The 20139-nt window shown below is 65.4% G+C and carries 16 protein-coding genes; 8 read left to right on the forward strand and 8 right to left on the reverse strand.

The features are described 5' to 3' along the window. Positions 1–34 precede the first annotated feature (34 nt). The 5 genes from AC3RCJ_RS25080 (at position 35) to AC3RCJ_RS25100 (ending at position 7052) form a co-directional block, all read left to right on the forward strand. A complete protein-coding gene (locus tag AC3RCJ_RS25080; protein ID WP_492959640.1) occupies positions 35–1006 on the forward strand; it encodes an endonuclease/exonuclease/phosphatase family protein in 972 nt (323 codons plus the stop codon). Positions 1007–1281: 275 nt separating this feature from the next. Next, entirely contained in the window at positions 1282–2523 is a 1242-nt protein-coding gene (locus AC3RCJ_RS25085; protein WP_492959642.1) for an efflux RND transporter periplasmic adaptor subunit, read from the forward strand. A 3-nt stretch (positions 2524–2526) separates the two neighbouring features. Beyond that, a complete protein-coding gene (locus AC3RCJ_RS25090) occupies positions 2527–5652 on the forward strand; it encodes an efflux RND transporter permease subunit (RefSeq protein WP_492959644.1) in 3126 nt (1041 codons plus the stop codon). A gap of 363 nt (positions 5653–6015) precedes the next feature. After that, complete coding sequence (locus AC3RCJ_RS25095; protein WP_492959713.1) at positions 6016–6735, forward strand: MgtC/SapB family protein; 720 nt, start codon at positions 6016–6018, stop codon at positions 6733–6735. Next, positions 6732–7052 carry a hypothetical protein gene (locus tag AC3RCJ_RS25100; protein ID WP_492959646.1) on the forward strand — a complete coding sequence of 107 codons (321 nt, stop codon included), beginning with the start codon at positions 6732–6734 and terminating at the stop codon, positions 7050–7052. The genes AC3RCJ_RS25095 and AC3RCJ_RS25100 overlap by 4 nt, the downstream gene beginning before the upstream one ends. Here the strand turns inward: AC3RCJ_RS25100 and AC3RCJ_RS25105 are convergent. Further along, entirely contained in the window at positions 7044–8441 is a 1398-nt protein-coding gene (locus AC3RCJ_RS25105) for a sensor histidine kinase (protein ID WP_492959648.1), read from the reverse strand. The genes AC3RCJ_RS25100 and AC3RCJ_RS25105 overlap by 9 nt on opposite strands. Further along, positions 8434–9114, reverse strand: coding sequence for a response regulator transcription factor (locus tag AC3RCJ_RS25110; RefSeq protein ID WP_492959650.1), 681 nt, complete (start codon positions 9112–9114; stop codon positions 8434–8436). The genes AC3RCJ_RS25105 and AC3RCJ_RS25110 overlap by 8 nt, the downstream gene beginning before the upstream one ends. A 229-nt stretch (positions 9115–9343) precedes the next feature. Here AC3RCJ_RS25110 and AC3RCJ_RS25115 point away from each other — a divergent pair, with 229 nt between their 5' ends. From AC3RCJ_RS25115 to AC3RCJ_RS25125, 3 genes are read left to right on the forward strand one after another with little or no spacing between them, the layout of a single operon-like run. Continuing rightward, positions 9344–10474, forward strand: a complete 1131-nt coding sequence (locus AC3RCJ_RS25115; RefSeq protein WP_492959652.1) for an efflux RND transporter periplasmic adaptor subunit — start codon at positions 9344–9346, stop codon at positions 10472–10474. After that, complete coding sequence (locus AC3RCJ_RS25120; RefSeq protein ID WP_492959654.1) at positions 10467–13571, forward strand: efflux RND transporter permease subunit; 3105 nt, start codon at positions 10467–10469, stop codon at positions 13569–13571. Before AC3RCJ_RS25115 ends, AC3RCJ_RS25120 begins: the two co-directional genes overlap by 8 nt. Next, on the forward strand, positions 13558–14835 hold the full coding sequence (locus AC3RCJ_RS25125) for a TolC family protein (protein WP_492959656.1): 1278 nt from the start codon (positions 13558–13560) through the stop codon (positions 14833–14835). The genes AC3RCJ_RS25120 and AC3RCJ_RS25125 overlap by 14 nt, the downstream gene beginning before the upstream one ends. A 64-nt stretch (positions 14836–14899) precedes the next feature. Here AC3RCJ_RS25125 and AC3RCJ_RS25130 read toward each other — a convergent pair whose 3' ends face one another. The 6 genes from AC3RCJ_RS25130 to AC3RCJ_RS25155 all read right to left on the reverse strand — a co-directional run bounded on the left by AC3RCJ_RS25130 (position 14900) and on the right by AC3RCJ_RS25155 (position 20005). Beyond that, positions 14900–15100 carry a hypothetical protein gene (locus tag AC3RCJ_RS25130; RefSeq protein ID WP_492959658.1) on the reverse strand — a complete coding sequence of 67 codons (201 nt, stop codon included), beginning with the start codon at positions 15098–15100 and terminating at the stop codon, positions 14900–14902. An 80-nt stretch (positions 15101–15180) separates the two neighbouring features. After that, on the reverse strand, positions 15181–16098 hold the full coding sequence (gene xerD / locus AC3RCJ_RS25135; RefSeq protein WP_492959660.1) for a site-specific tyrosine recombinase XerD: 918 nt from the start codon (positions 16096–16098) through the stop codon (positions 15181–15183). Next, positions 16095–16595, reverse strand: a complete 501-nt coding sequence (locus tag AC3RCJ_RS25140; protein WP_492959662.1) for a methylated-DNA--[protein]-cysteine S-methyltransferase — start codon at positions 16593–16595, stop codon at positions 16095–16097. Before AC3RCJ_RS25140 ends, xerD begins: the two co-directional genes overlap by 4 nt. Before the next feature lie 426 nt (positions 16596–17021). Continuing rightward, entirely contained in the window at positions 17022–18302 is a 1281-nt protein-coding gene (locus AC3RCJ_RS25145; RefSeq protein ID WP_492959664.1) for a TRAP transporter large permease, read from the reverse strand. Then, positions 18299–18871 carry a TRAP transporter small permease gene (locus tag AC3RCJ_RS25150; RefSeq protein ID WP_099409695.1) on the reverse strand — a complete coding sequence of 191 codons (573 nt, stop codon included), beginning with the start codon at positions 18869–18871 and terminating at the stop codon, positions 18299–18301. The genes AC3RCJ_RS25145 and AC3RCJ_RS25150 overlap by 4 nt, the downstream gene beginning before the upstream one ends. Before the next feature lie 141 nt (positions 18872–19012). Beyond that, positions 19013–20005, reverse strand: a complete 993-nt coding sequence (locus AC3RCJ_RS25155; protein ID WP_492959715.1) for a TRAP transporter substrate-binding protein — start codon at positions 20003–20005, stop codon at positions 19013–19015. Positions 20006–20139 lie beyond the last annotated feature (134 nt).

Raw genomic sequence — 20139 nt, forward strand, 5'->3', positions numbered from 1 at the left:
TGATACGCTGATCGTTCAGTGAGGAGTGCTAATTATGCAGGAAGAAATCCGCTTTGCCACATTCAATGTCTGCAACCTGGCGCCCGCCGGGGCGAAATTGTATGACAACCTGGAACCGTTGAGCCCGGCGCAATACGAGGCCAAGGCGGAATGGACGGCGCGGCAGATCGACCTGCTCGACGCCGACGTGATCGGTTTCCAGGAAATTTTCTCGCAGGCGGCCCTGCGCGACGTGCTGGCGCGCACGCGCCATTACCGCGAAGCCACGCAGGCCGGCTACGATGCGATCGATGCCGGCGGACGCATGCTGCCCACGGTGGCGCTGGTGTCGCGCCTGCCGCTGGCCGGCCCCGGCGTGGCCCATGCCAGCTTTCCCGCCGGCGTCAGCGTGCCCGCCGACGACCATCCGTGCCGCTTTGCGCGCGCGCCCCTGCACGTACAGGTGATGTTGCCCGGAGGACAACTGACCGACGTGGTGGTGGTGCACCTGAAATCGCGCCGCCCCGACTACCGCCATGGCGATGGCGGCGATGCGCTGGCGTACGCGCTGGCCAATCTGCGCTCGCTGCAGCGGCGCGGGGCGGAAGCGGTGGCCCTGCGCGTGCTGGTGAGCGAACTGGGCCGCAACGGCCGTCCGCGCATCGTGCTGGGCGACTTCAACGATATCGCCAATGCCGTGACGACTTCCATCGTCATGGGGGCGGGCGCACCGTGCGCGCCGCACGGCGACATGCCGGAGATGCGCGAGCGCCTGTACGACGGCAATGCCATCCAGCTGCGCCAGGACTATTTGCGCCATGTGGGCTACACGAATATCCACGACAGCAGCTACATGACGATCGACCACATCCTCGTCTCCGAGCACTTCCACCCGGCCTCGCCGCGTGCCATCGGCATGGTGCTTGACGTCATTTATCTCAACGATCACTTGCTGCAAGCCTTGCCGCAGGCATCGGACCATGGCCAGGTACTGGCACGCATCAAACTCCTGGGCAACATCAACTAGGCTGCCCTTGGCCGGGCAAGCGGACCGCCCGCTCCTGCCCCCCATTTTTTGCATTCCATCCCCGTTTTTGTGCACTCTGTCGCATGACGATGGCTGCCGCCCTTGAAACTTCATAAAGTAGCAACATGCGTATCGCCGTGAACGACCGCAGCGGCAGGCGTGCCGCCTGTGGCCGCCACGGCGCTACGCTACCCGAATTCCCCCGGCCAGACAGTGGCCGGGTCCGCACCGAGACCTGGCGCCGAACCCCTGCGCCGCTCCTGACTAAAAAACCTATGAAAAACGAGACCCTGCCCCCCGCCTCCCCTCTTGCCGCCAAGCGTAGCCGGCGCTGGCGCACCCCCGTACTGATCCTGGTCGTGCTGGGCCTGGCGGGCGGCGGCTGGACCGTGATGCAATCCAGGCAACAGGCGGCCAAGGCCGCCGCCGTCCAGGCCAGCACGAAGAAGGAGCAGGAAAAAACGCCGGTGCATGAGCTGGCGCAGGGCGACGTGGCTGCCATCGATGCGCGCGCCCTCAGCATCAGCCTGCCCCTGTCCGGTTCGCTCGCGCCGCTGACCCAGGCCACCATCAAGGCCAAGGTCTCGGGCGTGATCCATGAAACGACCTTGCAGGAAGGCCAGCAAGTAGCCAACGGGCAAATCCTCGTGCGCCTCGACGCGGCCGACCAGCGCGCCCGCCTGACGCAGCAGCAAGCCATGCTCGACGAAGCGCAGGCGCGCCTGGCGATGGCCGCCAAGAATGAAGCCAACAGCCAGGCCCTGCTCAAGCAAAAGTACATTTCGCAGACGGCCTATGACACGACGCAAAACTCGGTGGACCTGGCGCGCGCCAGCGTCAAGTCGAACGCCGCCCTGCTCGACATCGCCCGCATCGCGCTGGCCGATACCGTCATCCGTGCCCCCATGTCGGGCATCGTCAGCAAGCGCCACCTGCAGGCGGGCGAAAAAGTCTCGCCCGACATGCCCGTGTATACCATCGTCAACCTGGCCCAGCTGACCCTGGAAGCGCCCGTGCCCAGCGCGGAGATCCCGCGCATCAAGATCGGCCAGGACGTGCACTTCAAGGTCGACGGCTTTGGCGCGCGCGACTTCGCCGGCAAGGTCACGCGCATCAACCCCACCACCGAGAACGGCTCGCGCGCCATGCTCGTGTATATCGCCGTCGACAACAACGACGGCGCGCTGCGCGGCGGCATGTTCGCCAAGGGCAGCATCGTCACCGAGCGCTCGCCCGTGGCGCCGCTGGTGCCCTTGAGCGCCGTGCGCAATGAAAAGCAGGGACCCGTCGTGTATGCGCTGGTGGACAACAAGGTCGTCGCGCAGCCCGTCACGCTGGGCTTGCGCAACGAGGACGAAGGCTACGCCGAGGTCAAGTCCGGCCTGGTGCCGGGCGCAAAAGTCATCGTCGCCAAACTCGATGGCGTCAAGCCGGGACACGGCGTGAGCTTCGCGGCGCAGCCAGGTACGCCCGCCGCCCCTGCCGCAGCAGCGGCCGTGCTGGCACGGAAGGATTAAGCCATGTGGATGACCAAAGTCAGCATACAGAATCCCGTCTTCGCCACCATGGTCATGGTGGCGCTGATGGTGCTGGGCATCTTTTCCTACCGGGGCCTGGGCGTGGAAAGCATGCCCAGCGTGCAGTTCCCGTTCGCCGCCATCGAAGTAAACTACCCGGGCGCCTCGCCCGAGGCGGTGGAAAACGACATCACGCGCCCCATCGAGGACGCCGTCAACACCGTCAGCGGCATCAAGACCATCCGCGCCAACTCGTGGGAAGGACGCGCCGGCGTGTACCTGGAATTCGAGCTGTCGACGAACATGGACAAGGCCATGCAGGACCTGCGCGACAAGGTGGCGCTGGTGCGCCCACGCTTCCCGAAAGAGGCCAAGGATCCGTTCATCGCCCGCGCCGAAGGCGACAACGAGCGCCCCATCGCCACCATCGTGCTCACATCCACCGGGCATGACCTGCGCTCGCTGTCGACCATGACGGAGCAGATCATCAGCAAGCGCTTCCAGGGCGTGGCCGGCGTGGGGCAGGTCAAGCTGCGCGGCCTGCGCGCGCGCCAGATCCTCATCAGCATGAAACCGGTCGAACTCAATGCCCAGGGCATCGGCGTCGATGAGGTCATCCGCGCCATCCAGGCGACGAATACCAATTTGCCGGCCGGCTCCATCAGCCATGGCGCGGCCGAACAGCTGGTGCGCGTGGAAGGCAAGATCAAGGATGCGCGCGAATTCGGCAAGATCATCGTGGCGCGCCGCGCCATCGGCCCCGTCTACCTGGACCAGGTGGCCACCGTCGTCGATGGCGAGCAGGAGGAACTGTCGATCTCGCGCATGAACGGCCAGCAGGCCGTGACCATGGAAATCACCAAGGTGCAGGACGCCAACGTGGTCGAAGTGGGCACCGGCATCCTGAAAGTGGCGGCGGACCTGCAAAAGACGCTGCCGCCCGATATTACCCTGCGCGTGCTGGACGACGAATCGGAGCGCGTGCAAAGCCAGCTCAATAACGTCAAGCGCACCATCATCGAAGGCGCCGTGCTGACCATGGTGATCGTCTTCCTGTTCCTGCACTCGTGGCGCTCGACCATCATCACGGGCCTGACCCTGCCGATTTCCGTGCTGGCCAGCTTCATCGCCATGAAGGCCTTCGGCTTCACCCTGAACTTCCTGACCCTGATGGCGCTGTCCTTGTGCATCGGCCTGTTGATCGATGACGCCATCGTGGTGCGCGAAAACATCGTGCGCCACCTGGGCATGGGCAAGAACCACTACAAGGCGGCCAACGACGGCACCAACGAAATCGGCCTGGCCGTGATGGCCACCACGTTCGCCATCGTCGCCGTGTTCGTGCCCGTGGCCTTCATGGACGGCATCATCGGCCGCTTCTTCCTGCAGTTCGGCATCACCGTGGCCGTCGCCGTGCTCGTCTCCCTGTTCGTCAGCTTCACGCTCGACCCCATGCTGTCGTCCGTCTGGCGCGACCCCGTCAAGGACCGCTTCAAGTACGCGCCGTGGCTGGGCCGCTTCATGGCCTGGATCGAAACGGGCATCGACCGTCTGCACGTCTGGTACGGCAGGGTGCTGGCCATGGCCCTGCGCTGGCGCAAGACCACACTGGCCACGGCCGTGGCGCTGTTCGTGGGCAGCCTGATGCTCGTGCCCATGATAGGCGGCGAAATGTTCCCGGAGACGGACCAGGGCTGGGTCAACCTGCGCTTCAAGACGCCCGTCGGCTCCAGCCTCGAATACACGGATACCAAGGTACGCCAGATCGAGGCGGCCCTGAAGGAATTTCCCGAGATCGACAGCCTGGTGGCCAACGTGGGCACGCAGGACGGCCGCAACACGGCCGAAGTGAACCTGAAGCTGACGGACATCAAGACGCACAAGCGCCGCTCGCAGCAGGAACTGGAAAAACTGATCCGCGAACGCCTGGCGCCGATCGCCGGCATCACCCTGTCCGTCGGCCAGCGTCCCATCTTCATCGCCATCCTCGGCACCGACGAAGGCAAGCTCGATGCCGTGGCGCACACCCTGATGGACAAGATGCGCACCATCAAGGGCCTGGCCGACATGGAGTACAGCCAGGAAGGCGCCAATCCGTCGACCACCGTGAAGATCAACAACGAACTGGCCAGCGACCTGGGGTTGTCGGTGCAGCAGATCGGCGCCGCGCTGCGCCCCTTCGTGGCGGGCGACACGGTCAGCCACTGGCTGGCGTCCGACGGACAGAACTACGACGTCAACGTGCAGTTGCCCAAATCGGGCCGGCAGAAAGTGGCCGACCTGGCCGACCTGGCGCTGGCCTCGAGCAAGCTTGACGCGAACGGCAAGCCGATCATGATACCGCTGCGCCAGGTGGTCGAATTCGTGCCCTCGTCCAGTCCGCAGGTACTGAAACGCCAGGCCTTGCAGCGCCGCGTCGCCATCTATGCGGGCGTGCAGGGCCGTCCCGCGGGCGACGTGGACGCCGACGTGCAGAAGGCCATCAAGTCCATCGACCTGCCGCCCGGCGTGCGCTTCGACGTGGCCGGCAATGCGCAGCAGATGGCCGAGACCATGGGCGGCGCGATGATGGCACTCGGCATCGCGGTGATCTTCATCTACCTGGTGCTGGCCTCGCAGTTCGGCAGCTTCTTGCAGCCGATCGCCATCATGGTGTCGCTGCCGCTGTCCCTGATCGGCGTGCTGCTGGCCCTTTTGATCACGGGCAGCACCCTGAACATCTTCTCCGTGATCGGCTTCATCATGCTCATGGGGCTGGTGACCAAGAACGCCATCCTGCTGGTGGACTTCACCAACCAGCGCCAGCGCGAAGGGCTGGGGCAGTTCGAGGCGCTGATGGAAGCGGGACAGGTACGCCTGCGCCCCATCCTGATGACGACCCTGGCGATGGTCTTCGGCATGCTGCCGATGGCCATCGGCATGGGCGACGGCGGCGAGTCGCAGGCGCCGATGGGCCGCGCCGTCATCGGCGGCGTCATCACCTCGACCTTGTTGACGCTGGTGGTGGTGCCCGTCGCCTACACCTATCTCGACAGCCTGGGCAAGCGCGCCGCGCGCTTCTTCGGCGGCGGCGACGATGCGCATGCGCACGCTGCATCCGCCGACGATGGCAAGGCACACGCCCACTGATTGACCGGTCGCCTTCACCGTCCCCGCATTGGCGGGGACGACGCGGCGGCTTCCTGAAGAGAGCTTCAGTTGACCAAAGCGGCCCCACTGGCTAGACTGTCTCCCGTTATCAATGATATGGAGTGACTCGTGGGTGCTTGTTCCAGTGACAGTAGTCGATTGACCATCGGCGATCGGCCTTAGGCAAGACGCGCGCATTCCGCCCGCCCTGCCCTCGGCAAGGTGCGGTTTTACCAGCGGCGATGTCCATTCGCCGCCACTTCCCTCCTCATCGTTCCACCGTTATCGTCTGCTGCCCCCTTGCGGGCGGATTTTCTTCGCCCTTGCACTCGCCTGTTCCTCCCCAGCCGGGAGAAACTGATGGTGGTATTTGATTTTGCGCTGCGCGTTGCCGCGGCATTGACCCTGGGCGCCATGATCGGCGCCGAACGCCAGCTGCGCCAGCGCATGGCGGGCTTGCGCACGAACGCGCTGGTGTCCGTCGGCGCCTCGCTGTTCGTGATGGTCTCCGTGCTCGAAGGCGATCCCGATGGCCACCTGCGCATCGCCGCGCAAGTGGTGTCGGGCATCGGCTTTCTGGGCGCCGGCGTCATCATGCGCGAAGGGATGACGGTGCGCGGCCTGAACACGGCCGCCACGCTGTGGTGCTCGGCCGCCATCGGCGTGCTGTGCGGCCTGGGCTTTGCCCTGGAGGCGGCCATCGGCACGGCTTTTGTCCTGGTCGCCAACCTGGTGCTGCGCCATCTGGCGCAGCGCATCAACGCCCACGGCGGCGAAGCGGGCATCGAGACGGAAAGCATCTACCGGGTCACGGCCGTGTGCGAGGCGGAGCAGGAAGTGCAAGTGCGCAAGCTGATGCTGGGCCTGATCAGCGGCATGCCGGCGCTGATGCTGCAGTCCTTGCACAGCGAGGATGCGCCGCAGGCCGGGCGCATCGAAGTGCGGGCCGACCTGCTCACGCCCGCCTCCAGCCTGGGATTGCTGGAGCAGATCGTCAGCCAGGTGAGCCTGGAAGGCAGCGTCTCGGCCGTGCGCTGGGCGCTGGTCAACAACGCGGAATTTGTCGCCGAGCGGGGGGTATGATGAAATTTTTCAAATGGCTCGTCCAGCCTGCCGCGCCGCGCCAGGCTGCCGTGACCACCTACCGCCTGACCGTCACCTGTCCCGCCGCGCAGGCCGATCACGTGGTGCGCCTGCTGCTGGCCGAACTGCGCAGCGCCGGCCTGGCGCCGTCGCAGATGCTGCGCACCTGGGATGCGGCGCGGCAGGTGGTGCAGCTGATCGCCATGGTGCTTTGCCCGGCCGTACAGCGCGCCGTGCTGGGCCGCTTCGTCAACCGCGCGGGCGCCTGGCCGCAGGTGCGGCAGGTGCGCTGGGAGGGCGTCGCGCCCTCACTCTGAGGCGGGCAGGCGGATGGTAAACAGGGCCCCGCCGCCGGGCCGGTTCAGCGCCTCGATGCGCCCTCCATATGCGTGCACGATCGCCTGCGACAGGGCCAGCCCCAGTCCGAAGCCGGGCGCCTCGCCCGCGCGCGCCCTGGCGCCGCGATAAAAGCGTTCGAACAGGTGCGGCAAGTCCTCGACGCCGATGCCGGCTCCTGCATCGGCCACGCCAAGCAAGGCATCGCCGCCATCACGCGACAAGTACACGGTGATGATGCTGTCGGGCGGAGAGAATTTCACGGCATTGTCAAGCAGGTTGGCCAGCACCAGGCCCACCGGGCCGGCCGCCACCCTGGCGCTGACGGACGCGGCATCGTCAAGCACGATGCGGATGCCGCGTTCCGCCGCCACGCCTTGCAGGCGCTGCGCGGCCGCACGCACCAGCGGATTGAGCTCGACCGTCTCCACGGCATTGCGCTCCTGCCCCACGTCCAGGCGCGTGAGCATCAGCAATTCCTCCACCAGCGTGGTCAGGCGCTGCACTTCATCGAGGCAGGATCCCAGCGCAGCGACATACTCGGGCGCCTCGCGCGGGCGCCGCAGCGTGATCTCGATCTCGGTGCGCAGGCGCGACAGGGGCGAGCGCAACTCGTGCGAAGCATCGGCCGTGAAGCGGCGCTGCGCATCGTAGCCATGTTCCAGGCGGTCCAGCATGGCGTTCAGGGTATCGACCAGGCGCCCGATCTCGTCGGGCGTGCCCGGATGCGGCAGGCGCTGGTGCAGGCTGGCCTCGCCGATCGAGTGGGCCTGCCGCACCACGTCGTCGATCGCGCCGAGCACGCGGCGCGCAAGCATTTCGCCGGCCAGCCCCACGGCCGCCAGCAACGCCAGCGCCATCGCCGCGAACAGCAGGGTGGCCGACGCCAGCACGTGATTGACGTCGTCGAGCGAACCGGCCACCTGCACCGCCAGCCGGCCGCCGGATGACGGTACGGGAACCGATACCATGCGCAGCGGTTCCTCGCCGAACTTGGGCAGGGTTTCAAACACGGTGTCGCCGGCGGCCAGGTGCGCCAGCAGGGTCGGCGGCGCCGGCAGCTGTGCCGCCTCCAGGTTGCGGCTGCGCGCCAGCACACGTCCCTCGCCATCGATGATCTGCACCAGGCGGTCGAGGCGCGTCAGCGATGGCGGCGCCTGCCCCGGTGCCACCTCATGCACGCTCACCGGCTGGCGCGGCGCGGCCGGCAGCATGGCCATTTCCGTTTCGGCCAGCGCCAGCAGGGCCGCGTCGAGCTGGCCGCGCACGGCGCGCGACAGGCCCCAATAGCCGGCCAGCGCCGTGCAGGCGACGATGGCGAGTATCACGGCCAGGTGCACCCGCAGCAGGCGCTTGCGAAAGCTAGCCACCGTTGTTTTCCGCCAGGCGGAAACCGCGTCCGCGCACCGTATGGATCAGCTGGGGCAGCCCCGCCGCATCGACCTTGCCGCGCAGGTTGCGCACATGGACGTCGATCAGGTTATCGATGCCGATCAGGTCCGCCTGCCAGATCTGCTCGGCCAGGCGCGCGCGGCTCACCACTTCGCCCGCCTGGCGCAGCAGGATCAACAGAATCGCATATTCCTTGGGCGTGAGCACCAGCGGCGCACCGCCCCGCGTGACCTGGTGGCTGACGGGATCGAGCGACAGGTCGGCCAGCGCCAGCACCAGCGGGCGGCTGATGTCGGAGCGGCGCAGCAGGGCACGGATGCGCGCCAGCAGTTCCTCGAATTCGAACGGTTTTGTGAGGTAATCATCGGCGCCCGTGTTCAGGCCCGCCACCCTGTCGGCCGTGGCGTCGCGCGCCGTGAGCATCAGGATCGGCGTCTGGATGGCGCGCGCGCGCAGATCGCGGCAAAAATCGATGCCCTGCTTGCCCGGCAACATCCAGTCGAGCACGATCAAGTCGTAATCGACGGCGTAGCTTTCGTCCTCGCCTTCCTCGGCGCTATGCGCCACGTCGACCACAAAGCCTTCTTCCTGCAAGCCGCGCGCCAGCAGGCGCGCCGCCTTGCGGTCGTCTTCCACCAGGAGGATTCTCATGCCTGCCTTTCGTCGCGCCGTGCGTTTTCCATGCGCGCATTTTAACGCGCCGGGCCACGCTGCGACCGAACCTGAAGAATGATTCAGGCGTTCTTGGGAACTTCTTCAGGGCGACATTGCTATGCTTTCGGGGCGCTGCAACGACACCGCCGCAGCGCCCCTCTTACTGCCCGCTTGGGCACGGCATCCACGCATGCCCCTATCTACATCGACAAGAAGGAATCACAGGATGAACTCGACCACCCCTCTCAAGCGGGGCGCCTGCTGCGTCCTCGCTTTCGCCTGCACCGCCTTCGCGGGCTGTGCCAGACAGACCGAAGCGGCCGCACCCGCCGCCCAATCGACGCACCAGGACGACGGCACCATCACGGTGTCGAAAACGTCGCCGCTGCGCCAGCGCCTGCAGGTGGCCGCCGTGGCCGAGCAGCAGATTGCCGTGCAGACCAGCGCGCCGGGCAGCATCGAAGCCATGCCGGAAAAGCTGGTCAAGGTCACGCCGCCGCTACCGGGACGCATCACGCGCCTGCGGCGACAGCTGGGCGACAGCGTCAAGGCGGGCGAGGTGTTGTTCACGCTGGACTCGGCTGAACTGAGCGCCGCGCATGCGGACGACAGCAAGGCCAGGTCCGCCCTGCTGCAAGCACGCCAGGAACTTGAGCGCCAGAAGACCCTGTTCGAGGCGGACATCGCCGCGCGCAAGGATTACGAGGCGGCGCAGGCGGCCTTCGACCAGGCCGGCAGCGATGCGCATGCCAGCGCCGACAAGCTGGCCCAGTACGGTGCCGGCGCCGGCGCCGGCCGATCGCGCCGCGAGTATGCGCTGCGTTCGCCGATCGCCGGCACGGTGATCGAGATGAATGGCGCACAAGGCGGCTACTGGAACGATATCAACGAGCCTGTCATGACGGTGGCGGACCTGTCCAGCGTGTGGCTGTCTGCCAGCGTGGCCGAAAAAGACCTGGCGCAAATGGCCGTCGGCCAGCTTGCCCGTATCACGCTCGACGCCTGGCCTGGCCAGGCATTCGAGGGCAAGGTCGCCTACATCGGCGCCGTGCTCGATGGCGAGACACGCACGGTCAAGGTGCGCGTGGCCATCGACAACCGCAGCGGCAAGTTCAAGCCCGGCATGTTCGCGCACGCGGGCTTTGCCGGTGCCACCCGGCGCGCCGTGATGGTGCCGGCCACGGCCCTTCTGCAAAGCGGCCTGTCTACGAAAGTGATGGTCGAGCGCAGCCCGCTGCGCTTCGAGCCGCGCGTGGTGCAGGTCGGCGCCAGCCTGCAGGACCAGGTGGAAATCATCTCCGGCCTGAAGGCGGGCGAACGCATCATCGTCAAGGAAGGAGTGCTGCTCAATGATTGACCGTTTCATCGCCACCTGCTTCAAGCGCCGCGGCATCGTCTGGCTGGTGCTGCTGTTCGTCACCTTGTACGGCATCCATAGCTGGAGGCAGCTGCCCATCGAAGCGTACCCCGACATCGCCGACGTCACTTCGCAGATCGTCACGCAGGTGCCGGGCCTGGGCGCGGAAGAAATCGAGCAGCAGATCACGATTCCGCTGGAACGGGCCCTGCTCGGCACGCCCGGCATGCACGTGCTGCGCACGCGCAGCCTGTTCGCGCTGTCGCTGATCACCGTGGTCTTCGAGGACGGCAGCGACGGCTATTTCACGCGCGAGCGGCTGCAGGAACGCCTCGCCAGCGTGACCCTGCCGTACCAGGCCAAACCGGGGCTCGATCCCTACACTTCGCCCACGGGCGAGATCTACCGCTACACGCTGGAATCGAAAACGCGCAGCCTGCGCGAACTGTCCGAGCTGCAGTTCTGGACCGTCATCCCGCGCCTGCAGAAAGTGCGCGGCGTGGCCGACGTCAGCAATTTCGGCGGCCTGACGACGCAATTCATGCTGGAACTCGAGCCCGCAAAGCTGGACAGCTATGGCCTGTCGCTGGCGCAGGTGAAGGATGCCATCAACGCCAACAACGTCAGCGGCGGCGGCAGCATGATCGACCGCGGCCAGCAATCGTACGTGGTGCGCGGCGTGGGCCTGCTGCATACGCTCGACGACATGGGCAACGTGGTGGTGACGGCGAAGAATGGCGTGCCGGTGCTGGTGAAGGACCTGGGCAGGCTCGATTACGGCAACGTGGAGCGGCGCGGCATCCTCGGCAAGGACAGCAACCCCGACACCATCGAAGGCATCACCCTGCTGCTGAAGGATTTCAATCCGTCCGAGGCGCTGGCCGGCATCCATGCGGCCGTCAAGGAGCTGAACGAGAACCTGCTGCCGCAGGACGTCAAGGTGGTGCCCTACCTGGACCGCAGCTCGCTGATCGACGCCACCCTGCACACGGTCGGATTTACCCTCGGCGAAGGCATGCTGCTCGTCGCCCTGGTGCTGCTGCTGTTCCTGGGCAGCCCGCGCGCGGCCGCCATCGTCGCGCTGACGATCCCGCTGGCCCTGCTGATCGCCTTCATCTTCATGCACCATTTTAAAATTCCCGCCAATCTGCTGTCGCTGGGGGCGATCGACTTCGGCATCCTCGTCGACGGTTCCGTGGTGGTGCTGGAAAACATACTGCGCCGCCGCGAACGCGAGCAGGAGCGCCCGCTGAGCATGCACGACGCCATCGAGGCGACCCTGCAGGTGGCACGCCCCATCATGTTCGGCATGGCCGTCATCATCGCCGCCTACCTGCCCCTGTTCGCCTTCCAGCGCATCGAATACAAGCTGTTCTCGCCGATGGCCTATGCGGTGGGCGCGGCGCTGGCGGGGGCGCTGGTGGTGGCCCTGGTGCTGATACCGGGCCTGGCCTGGCTGGCCTTGCGCAAGCCGCGCCGCACCTTCCATAACCGCGCGCTGGACAAGCTGGCGGGCGCGTACGGCCGCTTCCTCGAGCGCATGGTGGGCAGGAAGCGCTGGGTGGCGATGGTGTGCGCCGCCTCGCTGGCGGGCCTGGCCCTGCTGGGCGGCAGCATCGGCCGCGATTTTTTACCCTACCTCGACGAGGGCTCGCTGTGGCTGCAGGTGCAGATGCCACCCGGCATCACGCTGGAAAAGGCGTCCGAGATGGCCAGCGACTTGCGCCGCGCCGCGCTGGAATTCCCGGAAGTGTCGACCATCGTCACGCAGACGGGGCGCAACGACGACGGCACCGACTACTGGACGCCATCGCACATCGAGGCCAGCGTGGGCCTGCATCCCTATGCAAGCTGGAAATCGGGCATGAACAAGCAGCAGCTGATCGCGAAAATGAACGCGCGCTTCGCGCGCATGCCCGGCCTCACGGTCGCCTTCATGCAGCCGATGATCGACGGCGTGCAGGATAAATTGTCGGGCGCACACAGCGACCTGACGGTAAAAGTGTTCGGCGACGACCTCGATGAAGTGCGGCGCATTGCCGGCAAGGTGGCGAATGTTCTGAAGACTGTCCCCGGCGCCTCCGACGTGGCGGTGGACGTCGAGCCGCCCCTGCCGAACCTGAAGGTGGAGCTGGACAGGGCCAAGGCGGCCCGCTACGGCATCAACGCGGCCGACGTGGCCGACCTGATTTCCACCGGCATCGGCGGCGCGCCCATCGGCCAGGTGTACGTGGGCGAGAAAAGCTACGACATCGCCGTGCGCTTCCCACATGAAGTGCGCTCCAGCCCGGATGCCATCGCCAACCTGATGCTGACGGCCGCCAACGGCGCCAAAGTGCCGCTGGCGCAGGTGGCGGCCATCAGCACCACCTCGGGCGAAAGCGTGATCGTGCGCGAGATGGGCCGGCGCCACATCATCGTGCGCCTGAATGCCAGGGGCCGCGACCTGGCCGGCTTCCTGGCCGAGGCGCGCCCGCTGCTGGAAGAGAAGGTCGGCTATGACCACCAGCGCATCGCCGTCGAATGGGGCGGCCAGTTCGAAAACCTGCAGCGCGCGCAAAGCCGATTGGCCCTGATCCTGCCGATGACCCTGGGCGCCATGTTTTTGCTGCTGTTCGGCCAGTTCCGCAACCTGCGCCAGCCCGCCCTGGTGCTGCTGGCCGTGCCGCTGGCCATGCTGGGCGGATTGGCGGCGCTGCACCTGCGCGGCATGACCCTGAACGTGTCGAGCGCGGTAGGCTTCATCGCCCTGTTCGGCGTGGCGGTGCTGAACGCCGTGCTGATGCTGGCGCAGATCAACCGCCTGCGCGCTGCGGAGGGCCGGAGCTTGCGCGACGCGGTGTTCGAAGGCGCGCGCGACCGCATGCGCCCCGTGCTGATGACGGCCACCGTCGCCGCCCTGGGCCTGACGCCGGCCATGCTGGCGACGGGCCTGGGCAGCGACGTGCAGCGCCCGCTCGCCACCGTCGTGGTGGGCGGGCTGGTCACGGCCACGGCGCTCACCCTGCTGCTGCTGCCGGCCCTGTATTACCTGATCGAGGCGCGCCAGGCCGCGCGCCGTGGCCCCCTGGATGGAGAAGCACATGACACGTTTTAATTTGTTCCTGGCGGCCTGGCTGCTTGCCCCATGCGCCATCGCCGCGCCCCTGAGCTTCGACGCCTACCTGGCTGCCGTGGAAACGCACAGCCTGGAACTGCAGGCGCAGCAGGAAAACATCGGTTCGGCCAAGGCCGGCATCGGCATCGCCGGCCTGCGCCCCGATCCCGAATTCACCTTGGGTGCCGCGCGCGAGACGCCGCGCTCGATCGAGCACCGCCCCGTCACCTGGACCCCGGCCATCAGCATGGCCATCGAGACGGGCGGCAAGCGCGCCGCACGGTTAAAAGCCGCGCACAGCAATGTCACGCTGGTCGAGGAAACCGTGGCAGGCTTCAGGAGCGAACTATATGGCGCCGCCGCGGCCGCGTTCACGCAAGCGTGCCGCACGCGCGAAGTCGTGCGGCGCAAGGAGCAGACCATGGCGGCCCTGTCGAAGGTGGTCGAGGCGAATGCCGTGCGGCGCAAGGCGGGCGACGTGGGCGGCATCGAACTGCTGCAGTCGCGCGTCGAACGCGACCAGTTCCAGGCCGAACTGGCGCAGGCGCGCAGCGAGGCCGACAGCGCCATGCTGGCGCTGTCGCCGCCGCTGGGACGCCAGTTCGACGCGCTGTTCCCCGACGCGCAGCTGGCCTGCGACCTGCGCGCCTTGGCGGGCGGCGACACGAGCATGCTGGTACCGCAGGCGCTGCGCGAGCGCAGCGACGTGCGCATCGCCCGCGCCACGCTGGACAATCTGCGCGACGGCGCCGCGCTGGTGCGCGCCAACCGCGCCGTCGATCCCACGGTCACGCTGGGCTTGTCCGCCGCGCGCGGCTACCGCGATGGCATCGATGCCCATGGCGACCCGGTGGATGGCTCGCCCCGGTCGCGCGCGCTCTCGATCTCGCTGGCCATCCCGCTTCCGCTGTCGCGGCGCGACCAGGGCGACGTGGTGCAGGCGGAAGCGGGCGTGACGCAGGCGATGCTGGCCTTGCGCCAGGCGGAACTGAAGGCGGAAACGGAAGTGCGCACGGCACAGTTGCAGCTGCGCTCGGCGCAGGAGCGGCTGGCGCGCTACCGCGACGGCGTGCTGGTCGATGCGCAAAAGGTGGTCGACGGCATGCGCCTGTCCTACGTCAAAGGCAATGCCTCGCTGCTGGAATGGCTGGCGGCGCAGCGTTCGGCCGACGACGCGTATCAGGGCTATCTGCAGGCGCGCGCCGATGTGGCGCTGGCCAGCACGCAGCTGCAACTGGCCATCGGCCAACGGCCGAGCTTATAAGGGGGAAGGTCAAATGAGGCAATGCCGGCGCGGCGAGGCCGCACCGGTCGTCAGGAACGGGGAACTACTGCGGCTGGGCAGGCGCGTCGCCTTCGGCGGCCGCATCAGGGTCGGCGTCGTCCGCTTCCGGCTCATCGCCCTCGCTGCCATCGGCCGGCTTGGGATTGTTCTTCGCTTCCAGCTTGCGCCTGGCTTTCTCTTCGGCCTTCTTCTTCTTTTCCAGCTCTTTTTGCCGTTTTTCGTATTGGAAATTTGTCTTGGCCATTAACTACCTCTTCAGTTTTTTGATGTTACAGATAAACGCATAACACATATTATGACGCAGTTGCGGCAAACGCCCTATGTTTAGCCTCGCGGATGGTGCTGTGCATGCAGCAATTTCAAGCGCTCGCGCGCCACATGCGTGTAGATCTGCGTGGTAGAGATATCTGAATGCCCAAGCAAAAGTTGCACGACACGCAAGTCCGCCCCATGGTTGAGCAAATGCGTGGCGAACGCATGGCGCAGGGTGTGCGGCGACAAGGGCGCCGTAATGCCCGCCTGCAGCGCGTGTTTCTTGATGATGACCCAGAACATTTGCCGCGTCATGGCGCCGCCGCGCCGCGTGACGAACAGCGCGTCATCCATCTGGCCGTCGAGGATGACGCCGCGCGCCTCCTTCAGGTAGCGTTCTATCCACAGCCGCGCCTGCTCGCCGAACGGCACCAGGCGCGTCTTGCTGCCCTTGCCCGTGATGCGCAGCACGCCGTCGTTCAGGCTCAGCTCCACGGATTGCAAGTCCACCAGTTCCGACACGCGCAAGCCGCTCGCATACATGAGTTCCAGCATCGTGCGCTCGCGCAGGCCCAGCGGCGTGCTTACGTCGGGCGCCGCCAGCAGCGCCTCCACCTGCGCCTCGCTCAGGGTGTGCACGAAGCGCGCCGGCTGCCTGGCCGAGACCATCTTCAGGCACGGGTCCGCCGCGATATGCCGGTGCCGCAAAGCCAGCTGGTAAAAGCGCTTGAGCACGGACAGCCGCCGGTTCGACGACGTCGCCTTGCTCTCGTCGTGGCGGGCCGCGAAATATGCTTCGATGTCGGCCGTGGACACCTCGTACAGGCCGTCGCGCCCGGGCCGCGCCACTTCCAGCCAGCGGGCGAACAATCGCATGTCGCGCCGGTAGGCATCGAGCGAGTTTTTCGACAGGCCGTCTTCCAGCCACAGGCTGTCGCAGAATTCATCGATCAGGGTCGCGTTGTCGGGCGCCAGCAGGCTGTTCATCATCGGTAGGCCGCCACGCCTTCATGCGCCAGCAGCCAGCGCTTGACGCCCAGGTGGAAACCGGTGGCGTCGTCGTGGTGGGCAAAGCCGCCCAGCCCGCCGGCGGCCGTCACGCGATGGCAGGGTATGAGCACCGGAAACCAGTTGGCGCCGCAGGCCTGGCCCACGGCGCGCGGCGCCGAGCCGATCAAGCGCGCCACGTCGCCATACGTACGCACCTGGCCGCGCGGGATGGCGGCGATCGCCGCCCATACGCGTTGCTGGAAGGCGCTGCCCGCTTCGGCCAGCGGCAAGTCGAATCGCGCGTCGGGATCGCGGAAATAGCGCGCCAGTTGCTGGCACGCTAGCTCGGAGACGGCATCCTGCGGCGCCTTCTCGTCGAAGTGCGGCGGCAGGTAGACCAGTTCGCATACCTGCCCGCCCTGCACGCGCACGCCCATGGCGCCGAACGGCGCGGCCACGATGGCACTGAACAGTTCACTGCCCTGTTGTTTTTTCATCAGCTAATCAATACTCAAGTGTGGCAAATATACAACCAGGAAGCGGCACCAGGGCGCTCCGGGAGGATTATGCACCGTCTGCCGGGTCGTCGGCGGACGTTTCGCGCGCACGAAAAAAAAGCGCACCAAGCGGTGCGCTTCAAATATTGCTTCACGTTCCCGGTCGTTTGGGTCCGCCGGTACCGGCTTGTGGCCGCACGCAGCGATGACTCAACAACTTCTGTGAAACGTGTGTCTCCTCAATATATCCCCGGTATCAATACCGTTTTTATGGACCACTCCCCCACCAACTCTGCAGCCAATCCGGTGTTTCAGCCTTGCTACCGGAGCACATATGCTTATGCGCGTTTCCCCGCAAGGCCGCCCATCATAGCGCATTTAATCGGCAGGATCGATTTTTTTTGCGCCATGACGGGGCCAGATACTTTAACTGTAAATTAAATTTGGCAGCCACAGCGAGATCTGTGGTACGTAGGTGATCAGGCCCAGGAAAGCGAGCATCGTCAGCAGCCATGGCATGACGGCCACGGTCAGTTCGGAAATGCCCATCTTCGTGATGCCGGACGCCACGTACAGGTTCAAACCCACGGGCGGATGGCACATGCCGACCTCCATGTTGACCACGATCAAGATGCCGAAGTGCACAGGGTCGATGCCCAGCTTCATGGCGACGGGGAACAAAATCGGTGCCATGATCAGCACGATGGACGATGGTTCCATGACGTTACCAGCCAACAACAACAGCACGTTGACCACCAGCAAGAAACTGATCACGCCCAGGCCCTTGCCCGTGATCCATTCGGCCATCGCTTGCGGGATGTTTTCACTGGTCATCAGGAACGAGAACAGCACGGCATTCGTGATGATGTACAACAGCATCGCCGACATGGCGGCCGAATCGAGCAAGACCTTGCCCACTTGCTTGATCTTCAAGTCCTTGTAGACGAAGACGGCGATGAAGAAGGCGTACACGGCAGCCATGGCGGCCGCTTCCGTGGGCGTGAAGGCGCCCGAATAGATGCCGCCCATGACGATGACGATCAGCAGCAGGCCCCAGGCGCTTTTCTTGAACGTGACGAAGCGCTCGCCCCAGCTGGCCTTCTGCATGCGCGGATAGTTGTGCTTGCGCGCCAGGAACCAGGTGGTCAGGCCCAGCAGCATGGCCAGCATCATGCCGGGAATCACGCCCGCCATGAACAGCTTGCCCACGGACGTATTCGTGCTGACGGAATACATCACCATCACGATCGACGGCGGAATCAAAATGCCCAGCGCGCCCGAAGTCGTGATGACGCCGGCGCCGAAACCGCGCGGATAGCCCTGCTTGACCATGGCCGGCAAGATGATGGAGCCGATCGCCACCACGGTGGCGGGGCTGGAGCCGGAAACGGCGGCAAACAGCGCGCACGCCATCACGCCGGCCAGCGCCAGGCCGCCATGCCAGTGGCCGACCATGGAGCTGGCGAAGTTGATCATGCGCCGCGCCACCCCGCCATGCGTGAGGAAGTTGCCCGCCAGAATGAAAAACGGGATGGCCATGATCTCGAATTTCTCGATGCCCGTGAATATCTTCAGGGCCACCGATTCGATGGGCACGCTGGTCATGGTGAACAGGAAGGTCAGTACCGTCAGGCCCAGCGAGATGGAGATCGGCATGCCGGTCAGCATCAGCGCCAGCAGCAGCACAAAAATAATCAGCGCGTTCATGCCTTGGCTCCTTTTTCTTCCGCCGTCAGTTCGTCTTCCAGGCCCTCGACGTGCGAGTGGTCGTGTTTTGGCAAGGCGCCCGTCTTGATGAAATGCACCATCACCTGCAGGAAACGGAAGCACATCAGGTAGGAACCGAGCGGCACGGCCAGATAGACCAGCCACATCGGCACTTCCATGTCGGCCGAGGTCTGGTCCGTGTGGCCGATCGACCACACGAAGCTGGCGCCCAGGGTACCCACGATGCCCGTAAACAGGGCGCCGGCGGCCAGGCCGAAGACGATGAAGCGGTCGCGCCAGCGCGGGTTCATGCGGTTGATCAGGACGTCGACGCCCACGTGGATGCCGGTGCGCACGCCGTAGGCGGCACCGAACTTGGCCATCCAGACGAACATGTAGATGCACAGTTCCTGGGCCCAGCTGGTATTGATTTGAATCAAGAAGTCTTGCAGGCCTGGGATGGGCAGACCCGCCAGGTAGCGGTGCACGACCGCCACGAAGATGATGAAGGTGGCGGCGCCCATCAGGGTCGCGATCAGCCACTCTTCCAGGTGATCCAGAAATTTCATGGTGGACTTTCAAAAAGCTGCAGGTACGCAACAGTCCCCGCGCAGGACGCGCCGGGACCAGTCATGCGAAACGACAGGGGCGTGGCCCCTGCCTGCTGCGCCCAATGGCGCAAGCAAACGCTTACTTCGGCCAGTGCTGGCTTACTTCGCGCTTTCCTTGTTGATGGCGGAAATGAGTTCCTTGCCGATGCGCGCTTCCATGGCTTTCTGCACGGGTGCCAGCGCACGGCGCCACTCGGCCTGCTCCTGCACCGTCAGCGTGTAGATCTGCGTCTTGCCCGCTTTCTTGATGGCCTCGAGGGCCTGGTCGTTGTCGCGCTGGGCGATGGCTTTTTCAAACGTGGTCGCCTCGCGCATGGCTTTTTCCAGCTGCGTGCGGATATCGGGCGGCAAGCCATCCCAGAATTTCTTGTTGACGATGACGGCATAGCCCAGGTAACCGTGGTTGGACACGGTCACGTGCTTTTGCACTTCATGCATCTTTTGCGTGTACATATTCGATGGCGGATTTTCCGTGCCGTCGACCACGCCCGTCTGCAGCGCCTGATACACTTCCGAGAAAGCCAGCACCTGCGGATTGGCGCCCAGCGCGCGCATCTGCGCATCGAGCACCTTGGACGACTGGATGCGCATTTTCAGGCCCTTGAAGTCGGCCGGGTTGTGCAGCGGCTTGTTGGCCGACATCACCTTGAAGCCATTGTCCCAGTAGGCCAGGCCCGTGATACCCTTGGGTTCCAGCTTTTTCAGCAGGCTCTTGCCGATCTCGCCTTCGGTGACGTTATACAGCGCCGTCTTGGTGGGGAAGATATAGGGCAGGTCGAACGCTTCGAATTCCTTCACGCCCAGCGGGCCGAATTTGGCCAGCGACGGCGCCAGCATCTGCACGGCGCCCAGCTGCAGGGCTTCGAGTTCTTCCTTGTCCTTGTACAGCTGGCTGTTCGGGTAGAGTTCGACCTTGACCTTGCCGTTGGTGGCTTTTTCGGCCAACTGCTTGAAGCGCTCGGCGGCCTGGCCTTTCGGCGTGTCGGTGGCGACGACGTGGCTGAACTTGATGACGATGGGGGCCTGTGCATAGGCGTGGACGCCGGCGGTGGCGCCGATGGCTGCGCACAGCGCGACGAACAGGGTTTTCATTTGCGGCAGTTGCATTTTTGTCTCCTCAGTGGTTTTTTAAAAAACTTTATTATTTGTCTATTTGGATATTGTGCCAAAGAAACTGTCCCGGCTATTGTGGTTAACCACAATAGCCCGCTCCCGATAAGGCGCTA

Source organism: Janthinobacterium sp. GW822-FHT07H11, assembly GCF_058798615.1.

Bases quoted from the DNA above. Each gene is read 5' to 3' on its own strand.
- AC3RCJ_RS25080 (WP_492959640.1), top strand. From the start codon at position 35: ATGCAGGAAGAAATCCGCTTTGCCACATTCAATGTCTGCAACCTGGCG.
- AC3RCJ_RS25085 (WP_492959642.1), top strand. From the start codon at position 1,282: ATGAAAAACGAGACCCTGCCCCCCGCCTCCCCTCTTGCCGCCAAGCGT.
- AC3RCJ_RS25090 (WP_492959644.1), top strand. From the start codon at position 2,527: ATGTGGATGACCAAAGTCAGCATACAGAATCCCGTCTTCGCCACCATG.
- AC3RCJ_RS25100 (WP_492959646.1), top strand. From the start codon at position 6,732: ATGATGAAATTTTTCAAATGGCTCGTCCAGCCTGCCGCGCCGCGCCAG.
- AC3RCJ_RS25110 (WP_492959650.1), bottom strand. From the start codon at position 9,114: ATGAGAATCCTCCTGGTGGAAGACGACCGCAAGGCGGCGCGCCTGCTG.
- AC3RCJ_RS25115 (WP_492959652.1), top strand. From the start codon at position 9,344: ATGAACTCGACCACCCCTCTCAAGCGGGGCGCCTGCTGCGTCCTCGCT.
- AC3RCJ_RS25120 (WP_492959654.1), top strand. From the start codon at position 10,467: ATGATTGACCGTTTCATCGCCACCTGCTTCAAGCGCCGCGGCATCGTC.
- AC3RCJ_RS25125 (WP_492959656.1), top strand. From the start codon at position 13,558: ATGACACGTTTTAATTTGTTCCTGGCGGCCTGGCTGCTTGCCCCATGC.
- AC3RCJ_RS25130 (WP_492959658.1), bottom strand. From the start codon at position 15,100: ATGGCCAAGACAAATTTCCAATACGAAAAACGGCAAAAAGAGCTGGAA.
- xerD (WP_492959660.1), bottom strand. From the start codon at position 16,098: ATGATGAACAGCCTGCTGGCGCCCGACAACGCGACCCTGATCGATGAA.
- AC3RCJ_RS25140 (WP_492959662.1), bottom strand. From the start codon at position 16,595: ATGAAAAAACAACAGGGCAGTGAACTGTTCAGTGCCATCGTGGCCGCG.
- AC3RCJ_RS25145 (WP_492959664.1), bottom strand. From the start codon at position 18,302: ATGAACGCGCTGATTATTTTTGTGCTGCTGCTGGCGCTGATGCTGACC.
- AC3RCJ_RS25150 (WP_099409695.1), bottom strand. From the start codon at position 18,871: ATGAAATTTCTGGATCACCTGGAAGAGTGGCTGATCGCGACCCTGATG.
- AC3RCJ_RS25155 (WP_492959715.1), bottom strand. From the start codon at position 20,005: ATGAAAACCCTGTTCGTCGCGCTGTGCGCAGCCATCGGCGCCACCGCC.